This is a genomic window from bacterium, from assembly GCA_035419245.1.
Lineage (GTDB): Bacteria > Zhuqueibacterota > Zhuqueibacteria > Residuimicrobiales > Residuimicrobiaceae > JAKPUX01.
Genome location: DAOLSP010000028.1, coordinates 20,755 through 29,528 on the forward strand (window position 1 = coordinate 20,755; position 8,774 = coordinate 29,528).

Genomic DNA, 8,774 nt, shown 5'->3' on the forward strand with positions numbered 1-8,774 from the left:
AAAATGTTCGTCAGGCCGCCGCTTCGGCGGGTGGCGGGTCGCCGGCGTTGGGGTCGCTGGGTGTGGCGGCAGCATCCGGGGCGCCGAAGATGGCTTCTTCGGCTTCGATTTCGGCGAACACTTCATCGGGGTCTTCGCCGCGTTCGAGGATGATGCGGCGGCGGCTGGTCAGGCGATTCTTGATGTTGGTCTCGTTGGCGGCGGCTTCCTTGACCGGATCGATGCCCGGCCAGCGGCGCGGTTGCCAGGTGACGGCGGCTTGATAGACGGCGACCTTGTTGGGATCGAGGCGGGGCGTGCCGAGTACCAGGTAGGGCATGATCTCGGCCATGACCTGCTCGTGCAGCCAGCTGACGATGATGCCCTGGATGCGTTTGAACTGTTCGCGCTCGCCGCCGATGCCGATGCGGCCCGACGAGAAGTTGACGGCTTCCATGTCGTTGCCGAGGGTGGCGTAGGACATGCCACGGGCGGCGGCCCAGCCGCGCAGCTGCTGCTTGACGTAGCCATCGGCCGAGACATCGGGCCACTTGGATTCGTAGGCCTTGAAGTCGTAGCCGTGCGGCAGGGTGTCGAACTGGCCGGGCATGGTGGTGGCGTATTTTTCGGCAGCCGAGGTGATGGCCTGTACTTCTTCGGCGGTGAGCACCTTGCCGGCGGCCTTGGCGGCCTCGAGCACGCTGGAAATGATGGTGTCACCAAAGCCCGGAGGGGCATCGCCTTCGAGGCTGGTGAAGAATCCCTGGCGCTTGGCGGCGTTGGAACTGGCGACGGCGGCGGCTTCTTCGAAGTCGTGCAGCATCCATAGGCGGCGGGCGCCACCGGATAGCCAGGGGTAGCCGCGCAACTGGGTGACGTGGCGTTTGAGGAAGCAGTGGCGGATCTCGCGGGCGGGGATGCGCACATGGCGGCCAACGGTGAACACGTCGCCCTGTTCGTCACCCTTCTTGACGGCGTTGATCCAGTAGGCCAGCGGCCGGCCGTCGTCGTCGATTTCGATGCCCATGCGGACGCGGTTGCCCTGCCAGTCGCGGTGCAGGGCAACATCGATCAGCGCCGGATCGAGCAGCTGGATCTGGATTCCGTACTTGCCCCGGCCCTTGCGGAAGCGGAAGAGCAGTTCGCCGTCCTCCGGGCCGGCAGCCAGGGCCAGGCTTTCGACTTCGCGCCAGGTGAGTCCGGAGACTTCGCAGTCACGGCCCCAGTCGTAGAAGGCGGCTTCGAGGCGGGCGTTGGTGTCGGTGTCGGATGAGCCGTCGCGTTTCTTGAGGCGCATCTGCAGGGGGATGCCGTTTTCGCCGAGGACGCCATCGTCGAGGCGCAGCATGTAGCCGATAGCCCATTCGTCGTTGCGCGACATGGCGCGGGCGCGGGAGCGCAGGGTGGGCAGCTGGCGGGACAGGTCGTCATTGATCGAGGCCGACGAGCTGGGCCAGCTATCGACCCAGGCCGGGGTTTCGGCGGCGGCGAAGCTGCGCGAGGCGGTGCGCAGGGCGGCGAGGTTCTGGGTCTGCACCGAGATGGCGACGTTGCGGACGGTGGTATTGAGCCATTCGGCGCGGTCGGCGGCGGTTTCTTTAGGCTTGAAGAAGCGGTCGAGCAGGCGCATGTCAGCCCCGGTAATAGACGCGGCCCGGCATGCCGCCACCCTGCAGCAGGGCAAGGGCAGCGTTTTCGCGGGCGACGAGGGGTTTGTAGTGGTTGATCAGGGCAATGATCTGGTCGGCGTCGCGGAACTTGATGCGGCGCCCGGCGATTTCGTATTCGGCGACGGTGGCCTTGCCGCCCTTGAGGTATTCGGCGAGGGCGGCTTCGGCGGCATCGAGGGCCTGCTTGTTGGCGCTGCGCCCGTCGTGGGTGACGGCCTGGGTCAGGTCGGGCAGGATGGTGACGATTTTTTGGCCGACGGTGATGCGCTCAGCAGGGGCCTTCTCGACCCAGCTGACCAGGGTGGCCTGGCCGGGCTGCCAGGCGGATGTATTGGCCGAATCGAGATTGATTTCGAAATCGTCGCCGGCCGGGGTGGCGGTCAGGTTGACCCCGCTTCCGGACGGCCAGATCAGCCGGTACTTGAGCGACCAGCCGGCACTGGCCGGGTAATCGGAAAGCGACTCAGACCAGCTGGCCGAGTCGCCGGCACGAAAGGTGGTGGGTTCGTTCATGGGCGCAGTGTGGGCGCGCCGGGGGGAAGAAAATAGGCAAAAAATGTTCGCCGGGGAGGCCGGCGGCTATTGCCTCAGCTTTTTCAGGCGGCGGGCGTGCTGCACGGTGACCCCGAGCATACTGGCGATCTTGTTGGCGTCTTCTTCGCCGGCACTTTCGAGCAGGGCCAGGTGACGGCCTTTTTTCTGGCTGGCGATGTAGGCGCGCTGGGCGCCGAAGTTGAGGCGGATGATCTGCTCGAGGCGAGACCATGTTTCGTCCGGCACGTCGGGCATGCTGTGCCGGGCGATATCGATGATCTCGCGCAGGTCGTCAGCCACGCCGAGCTTCCTTGCGGGCGCGCATCATGGCTTCCCAGGCGGCGGCAGCCGAGGACGGCAGCGGATCGGGCTGGGCAATGGTCATGGCCGGGACCGGCGGCGGGGTTTCTTCCAGGCGATGGTACTGACGGGCGGCGCGCAGCTTGAGGTCGATGCCGGACAGTCTCAGGGCTGCGAGGTTGTATTTCAGGCAGTCGAGAGTTTCGTTGCGCGGCCGGGTCTGCACCCATTCGACGTAGGGCCGGGTGCCGCGCATCTTGGTGACCAGTTTTTCGGCGGTCAGCTGGGCGAAGTATTCGTCGTCGAAGCTTGGGTCGTTTGGAAAGTGGATGTAGCCGGGACCGGGCTCGGTGATCTTGAGGCGGGAGTAGATCAGGGCCTTGGCCTGGTCGTCGCCGACCAGATGGACGGTGATGCCTTTTTTGCGCTGGCGGCGCAGGCGCTGGCGGCGGGCTTTCTCGTCTTCGACGATGGGCACGCCACCTCCGGACCGGCCCTTGACGGCGACGGCCCAGCGGCGTTTTTCGACGAAGGCATAGACCATGCTGGTGTTGTAGCCGGAGTCGATGGCGACGAATTCCGGGGCCCAGTGGCTGAGCTCTTCGTCGAGACGGCCCCAGACTTCGGGCTGGGCGGTGTCGCCGGGGATGATGAGGTGTTCCATGACCCAGGCTTCTTCGCCAGCGTCCCAATCGACGATGCTGGCTTCGAGGCGGTCTTTCTGGACGTCGACGCCGCCGGTGCGGGCCAGGCTTCTGGATTTTTCGTCGTAGTCTTCGAGGCGGGCGAGCAGGCCGACCGGTTCGATCTGGTCGCCCTGCTCTTCCCAGCATTCGCCGAGGTGGGTATTGACGAAGGTGCGCAGGGTGCCGGGCGACTTGACGGCGACTTTCCATTCTTCGACCAGCTCGCGCCAGCTGGGGCCGAGGCCGATCGGGGCGTAGAGGGCGCTGATGTGATAGCCGCGGGTGCTGCGCTCGGGGTGGGTGGCGATCCAGCGGCCGGCAGCGAGGAAGGCCGGCTTGTGGTGTTCGTGGATTTCGCCCGAGCAGGCGACGCAGACATACCAGGCGGTGAGGCCGGTTTCGGTGGCGAGGTACTTGATGCCGTGCGCGGCTTCCGGCCCGCCCCATTCAAGCGGCTGGTAGTGGCCGCAATGCGGACAGGGGATGTGGTAGCGCCGCTGGTCCGAGGTGGCATGGCCGCGTTCGATCAGGCTCATGCCCTTCACGGTCGGCGTGCTGATGAACAGGCGCTTGGCGCGGGCGAAGGCTTTGGTGCGGCCCTTGGCCAGGGCGACGGGGTCACCCTCCTCGCCGACTTCGGGCGGGAAGCGGTCGAGATCGTCCATGATCAGAAAGCGGACGGAGCGCTGGGCGTAGCTGTTGGGGCTGTTGCCGCCGGCCAGGAATAGCACGCCGCCGGGAAAATCGATCATGTCCTTGGAGTTGGCAGCATCGCGCGAGCGCTGGCCGCCGAGCAGATCGCGGATGACCGGCGTTTCCTGGAGCAGCGGGTTGAGTTTCTGGGCCTTCCAGGCGTCGCGGCTATCGAGGGTTGGCATGAGGACCATGACCGGGGCCGGGGCGTGGTCCATGGTGTAGCCGAGGAAATTGACGGTCGCCTCGGTGACGCCGACCTGCGAGGACTTGATGACCCAGATGTCGGTGACGCGGCTGGATGCCGACATGGCGTCCATGATCTCGCGCAGGATGGGGTTGCGCGCCGTCCGCCAGCGGCCCCGCTCTCCGGCCTGCTTGCCGGACAACTCGCGGTGGGCGTCGGACCACTGGCTGACGGTCAGGGCGCGCCGCGGGGCGAGCGCGGTGGCCAGGACTTCGAGGCAGTGGGTCTGGTTGAGCGGCAGCGGGCGCATGTCAGAGGCGCTCGGCCAGGGCGGACTGTTGCCGCTGGATGGCCGCCCCGATGTCGGCCAGCACGTTGCGGCAGGCTTCGGTCAGGGTGGCGTGGGTTTCGTTGAGGTCGACGGTGGCGACGACGAGCGGTGCGGTCTGGTCGGGGAAGACTTCCATGGCGGCGCGGACGGCGGCGCCGAGAAATTTCATGGCGGCGTCGACGTCGTCGCGGGCGATCAGGTTGCCGGCCATCTGGGCCGCCTTCATTTCTTCCTGATCGGCCTGGGCGGATTCCTTGCGGGTTTTGGCGTCGACGAGTTTTTCGTCTTTTTCGTCGGGCCGGCTTTCAGAATCGCGTTTTGGGGCGTTTTCCGGCGTTGACCGCGGCGATGCCCCGGACGCGGCAGCAGTCGGCGTCTGGCGACGCGCTGCGGCGTGCCGGCGGGCAACATCGAAGCGTCCGGCGGTGGTTGATTCGATGAGGGCAAGCGATTCGGCGACCCGGACGCGGGCGTGGCGCCCTTCGCCGTCGAGCACGACGCGGCCGGCCTTGATCAGGGCGGTGATGTAGGACGGCTGCAGGCCGAGAAGTTCGGCAAAGTCTTTTTTGCCGAGGGTGGCGGCTTCTTTCATCTTTTTTCCTTTCTGGAAGACAGGAAAGGAATGAGCGGGCGCGTGGCGAACGCCGAACACCGCCCGAACACCGGGGCGAACACCCGCAAACCCGCATGAACAGGGCAACCGAACAGGCGTACACCGGAATACGTGTACACGCGGGATTTTTGTGCGCGTGGGTTTTCCCGGGTGGCGTGTACGTGAGGTGATGTTGTTTTTCGCGTGTACACGCACAATAGCCCGTTCGCCTGTTCGGTTGCCCTATTGGCGCGGGTTTCGGCCTGTTCGGTGCGGTGTTCGGGCGGTGTTCGGTGTTCGGTCATTGTTGGACTCCGAGGGCTTCGCGGAAGGCGAAAAAACAGGCGCCGAGCCAGTGGGTGTCGGTTTCTTCGGCGGTTTTCCGGTAGTCGGTGGCGCCGGGCAGGCGGGCGCCGGCGTTGAGTACGTCAGCCGATGGGATGATGAAGCGCCAGCGTTTGGCGCTGCGCGGGTCGTGGAGGTTCTCCAGGCGGTCCTTGAGACCACGCCACCAGCCGGGGAGCTTGGCGATTTCGCTGGCGAACTGGTTGGATTCGCGGGGGTTGCGGACGCCGTTGTCGCGGCACCATTTGAGGTAGGCAGTGTAGAGGTCGGATGAGCCGCATGGGCAGACGGGCAGCCGACGGCCGTCGAAGTAGATGTCGCCAGCCAGCCATTCGCTGACGAAGCGCTGGGCATTGCCGGCGCTGACGGCGATGAGGTCGGCCTTGGCCTGGGTCATCGGCGGCTTGGTGTGTTCGTCGAAGTCGCCGAGGTCGAGGTTGAGCAGGTAGTGGTGGAGGGCTTCGCGGCCGCCGTTGCGCAGCTCGTCGCGGACGGCGTGGTAGTTTTCTTCTTCGAGCTTGGCCGGGGTCCAGACGACGAAGTGGCGGCGGTCGTCGGAGTCGATGGGGAGCGGCTGGGTCTCGTTGGAGAGGTAGACGATGTTGCAGTGGTTTTTTTCGTCGTGGGCGGCGACGGTTTTGGGGTTGATGCGTATCCATTCGCCGGTGACGAAGGATTTGAGCTTGTTCTTGACGTGGTAGAGCTCCTGGCGGGCGACGACTTCGTCGGCGATCATGAAGAGCTTGCGGCTGGCCCAGTCGTTGAACTGGGATTCGATGGCGGCCTGGTCGATGATGCGGCCGTATTCGCCGTAGATGGCCATGATGGTTTCGAAAAAGAGGTTTTTCCCAGTGCCCTGCAGGCCATGGAAGATCAGGGCGGTGCGCATCTTGGCGCCTGGGTGCTGGATGGGGTAGGCCAGCCAGCGCAGTACCCAGGTGTAGAGGTCGGGGTTGTTGGCTTCGGACTGCATGAGCGAGCGAAGGAGCAGCAGGAGCTGGGTGCAGTCGCCCTCTTTCGGATCGGTCGGCCAGCCGCCCCAGAGGTTGCAGCGGATGTTTTTGTCGGTGCCGGCCGGGTCGAAGCCGACTTCGGAGAGGCGGACGACCTTGCGGTCGCTGCGCAGTTTCCATTCCCGCCAGCCGTGGTCGGGGATGATGTCCATCACATCCGATTTAGGGACGAGCAGGTGTTCCTGGTGATCGAACAGCGTGCCTTTGCCGCCGTAGATCAGGGCGAAGCGGTCGCAGGCTTCGTCGACGCTGAGTAGCCCGGAGAGAATGGCCTTGCTGGCTTCCCCCTGCCCCCCGGGAAGGCTCTCCGGCGCGGCCGGCAGGGAAAAACCGTGTTGCCGGAGGGCGGCTTCGATCTGTGCTGTAACAATGTGCAGGCCTTCGATGGCGTGCAGGTCGTTGTAGTCGGTCGGGCCTTTTTTGGTGGTGCTGCGCTCTTCGGCGAATTCGGGCTGGCACCAGCCGGCGCGGTGGGCGGTGGCGGCGAGGCGGGCGGCTTCGACGCCGGGATTTCCGGGGGTCAGGTAGTCGTCGTCGGCGCAGATCAGGATCTTGCTGGTGCGGTATTTTTTGGCGAGGTCGGCGACGACCGGCATGATCGATCCGGCATCGAAGGCGACGGCAACGGGCAGGCCGGTGGCCATGTGCAGGCTGGCGGCGGTGGCGTAGCCTTCGGCGACGAGGACCAGGCCGCGGGGTATGCCGCCGATCAGGTGGTAGGCGCCGACTTTGTCCATGCCGGCTGGCCAATATTGCTTTTCGAGCTTGTTGCCGCGCTCGGCGCCCCGAATGATCTGCAGGCCGACGACACGGCCATCGCGCTGCATGGGGATGGCCAGGGTGCCGTTGCCGGATGGCGAGTAGCGCAGGCCGAAGGCATGGACGCCCTTGCGCTTGAGGTAGTCGGACTGGCCAGTCGGCACGTAGAGGCGCCAGCAGCGCTCGGCTTCCTGGGCGGCCTTCTTGGCTTCGGCAGCGCGCAGGGCCTTGGCCCGCTTGGCCTGGGCTTCGAGGCGGGTGCGCATGGCGTCGCGCTCGGCCGGGCTGAGTGACGGCCGGCCATCGCGCTTGAGCTTGAGGTTCTGCTTGCCGTTGTCGTTGCCGTGATAGATGCCGTAGGAGCCGATGAGGTAGTCTTCGAGGCGGCCATCGGCGTCGGGGAACTGCACGACGCTGATCCAGTACCAGCCGCGCTTTTCCTTGCTGGCCTCGGTCTCGCAGCGAACCGGCGAGGTGCTGTCGACAACCAGCTGGCCGACGGTGATGCCGCCGCGCGATGTCTTGACGGTGTCGAGGCGCAGGCCGCCGACTTGCAGCTGGTCGACGACGTCGTCGTAATTGATGTAGCTCACAGGCCGCGCTCCCGAATGAACTGGTCGGTGTAGGCCGTGAAGGCGCGGTCGAACTCAGGGAGCGCGGCGCGTTCGACGATGCCGTAGAAGTCGAGGCGCTTCTTATAGCTCGGGACCTTGATAAAAATCATCACCGGGCGAATGGCGGTGCCGTGACCGAGGAATACCCGCTGGTAAATGCCAGGCTGCATGGCATGGCTGCCGCTCTTGCCGTTCGACCGGGCGAACTGGCGGCGCTGGCCCGGGGCGACGGCGAAGTATTCGAAGCCGACCGCGCCGGTGCGGCGGCTTCCCTTGGCCAGCGAGGCCTTCCGGCGGTCGGTCATGTTGCCGCTGTAGCCTGATGTCATCTGGGCCGCGCCGAACCATGAAAGGATCTGCCTGATCTGGCTGGCGGCCATGTTGCCGAAGGCGTCGATCTTGGCGGCGGCGCCCGGTACGATGGCATAGCCCGGCGGCAGGACGCGAAGGCTCTGTAGCGCCCGTTCGTGGCGTTTCAGGCGGCGTTGACCGCCAAATATCTCGGCGGCCAGCACCATATCGACCGAAACAGCGGTTTTGTTGCCCCATTTATCGAGGTCGATCGATGCTTCGAGCTTGTTGTCGCGGGCTTTTACATAGCGGACGCCACCTTTTACCCATGGCGTCGGGCGGTCGAAGACCTTGCCGATCTCTTCGGCAGTCGTTTTAGAGCCGAGATAGGCCGCATCATTCAGCGCCCGTTTGACAATGACCGGGATTTTTCTGGATAGGCCAGCCAGGGCCAGCCGCGTCTCGTTCATTCCAGACACTTTTACATCGAGTTTCATCAGCGGACATTCCGAGCAAACGACGAGATGGCCGCCTCGCGCATGTTGATTGATACACCAGACGCCGGTCGCGATCCGATCTCGACACCGTTTTCGGCGGCGAAGAATGTTTCCGCGCCATTGATGCCGGCCTTGATCTGCCGATTGATCGCCTCGGCCCCGAAGGCATCCCGTAGCTGATCGATAAATGCCGCCGTCACCGGCATGGCATCCCGCAGGCTGGCGCTCGATTTCACTATGCCAACCACCCACACCCTAGCACTAACTCGAGGTGCGAATTACC

9 protein-coding genes are annotated in these 8,774 nt (G+C 65.2%); all 9 read right to left on the reverse strand.

Annotated features, from left to right (window positions below; all coding sequences use genetic code 11):
* Positions 1–10: 10 nt before the first annotated feature.
* Positions 11–1,609: a phage portal protein gene (locus PLH32_17410; GenBank protein HQJ66387.1), complete on the reverse strand. Its 1,599-nt coding sequence runs from the start codon at positions 1,607–1,609 to the stop codon at positions 11–13.
* A 1-nt stretch (position 1,610) separates the two neighbouring features.
* Complete coding sequence (locus PLH32_17415) at positions 1,611–2,162, reverse strand: hypothetical protein (GenBank protein ID HQJ66388.1); 552 nt, start codon at positions 2,160–2,162, stop codon at positions 1,611–1,613.
* Positions 2,163–2,228: 66 nt separating this feature from the next.
* Positions 2,229–2,483 carry a hypothetical protein gene (locus PLH32_17420; GenBank protein ID HQJ66389.1) on the reverse strand — a complete coding sequence of 85 codons (255 nt, stop codon included), beginning with the start codon at positions 2,481–2,483 and terminating at the stop codon, positions 2,229–2,231.
* Positions 2,476–4,359 carry a phage terminase large subunit family protein gene (locus tag PLH32_17425; protein ID HQJ66390.1) on the reverse strand — a complete coding sequence of 628 codons (1,884 nt, stop codon included), beginning with the start codon at positions 4,357–4,359 and terminating at the stop codon, positions 2,476–2,478. The genes PLH32_17420 and PLH32_17425 overlap by 8 nt, the downstream gene beginning before the upstream one ends.
* 1 nt (position 4,360) lies before the next feature.
* A complete protein-coding gene (locus PLH32_17430) occupies positions 4,361–4,972 on the reverse strand; it encodes a hypothetical protein (GenBank protein ID HQJ66391.1) in 612 nt (203 codons plus the stop codon).
* Positions 4,969–5,277 (reverse strand): hypothetical protein, encoded by a 309-nt coding sequence (locus PLH32_17435; protein ID HQJ66392.1) that lies wholly within the window; start codon positions 5,275–5,277, stop codon positions 4,969–4,971. The genes PLH32_17430 and PLH32_17435 overlap by 4 nt, the downstream gene beginning before the upstream one ends.
* Positions 5,274–7,682 (reverse strand): DUF5906 domain-containing protein, encoded by a 2,409-nt coding sequence (locus PLH32_17440; protein ID HQJ66393.1) that lies wholly within the window; start codon positions 7,680–7,682, stop codon positions 5,274–5,276. The genes PLH32_17435 and PLH32_17440 overlap by 4 nt, the downstream gene beginning before the upstream one ends.
* Positions 7,679–8,491 carry a hypothetical protein gene (locus PLH32_17445; protein HQJ66394.1) on the reverse strand — a complete coding sequence of 271 codons (813 nt, stop codon included), beginning with the start codon at positions 8,489–8,491 and terminating at the stop codon, positions 7,679–7,681. The genes PLH32_17440 and PLH32_17445 overlap by 4 nt, the downstream gene beginning before the upstream one ends.
* Positions 8,491–8,727 carry a hypothetical protein gene (locus PLH32_17450; protein HQJ66395.1) on the reverse strand — a complete coding sequence of 79 codons (237 nt, stop codon included), beginning with the start codon at positions 8,725–8,727 and terminating at the stop codon, positions 8,491–8,493. Before PLH32_17450 ends, PLH32_17445 begins: the two co-directional genes overlap by 1 nt.
* Positions 8,728–8,774: the final 47 nt, after the last annotated feature.

What these genes read in the sequence shown, in the direction of transcription:
- PLH32_17445 (HQJ66394.1), bottom strand. Translation starts at nt 8,491, where the DNA reads ATGAAACTCGATGTAAAAGTGTCTGGAATGAACGAGACGCGGCTGGCC.
- PLH32_17435 (HQJ66392.1), bottom strand. Translation starts at nt 5,277, where the DNA reads ATGACCGAACACCGAACACCGCCCGAACACCGCACCGAACAGGCCGAA.
- PLH32_17430 (HQJ66391.1), bottom strand. Translation starts at nt 4,972, where the DNA reads ATGAAAGAAGCCGCCACCCTCGGCAAAAAAGACTTTGCCGAACTTCTC.
- PLH32_17410 (HQJ66387.1), bottom strand. Translation starts at nt 1,609, where the DNA reads ATGCGCCTGCTCGACCGCTTCTTCAAGCCTAAAGAAACCGCCGCCGAC.
- PLH32_17415 (HQJ66388.1), bottom strand. Translation starts at nt 2,162, where the DNA reads ATGAACGAACCCACCACCTTTCGTGCCGGCGACTCGGCCAGCTGGTCT.
- PLH32_17425 (HQJ66390.1), bottom strand. Translation starts at nt 4,359, where the DNA reads ATGCGCCCGCTGCCGCTCAACCAGACCCACTGCCTCGAAGTCCTGGCC.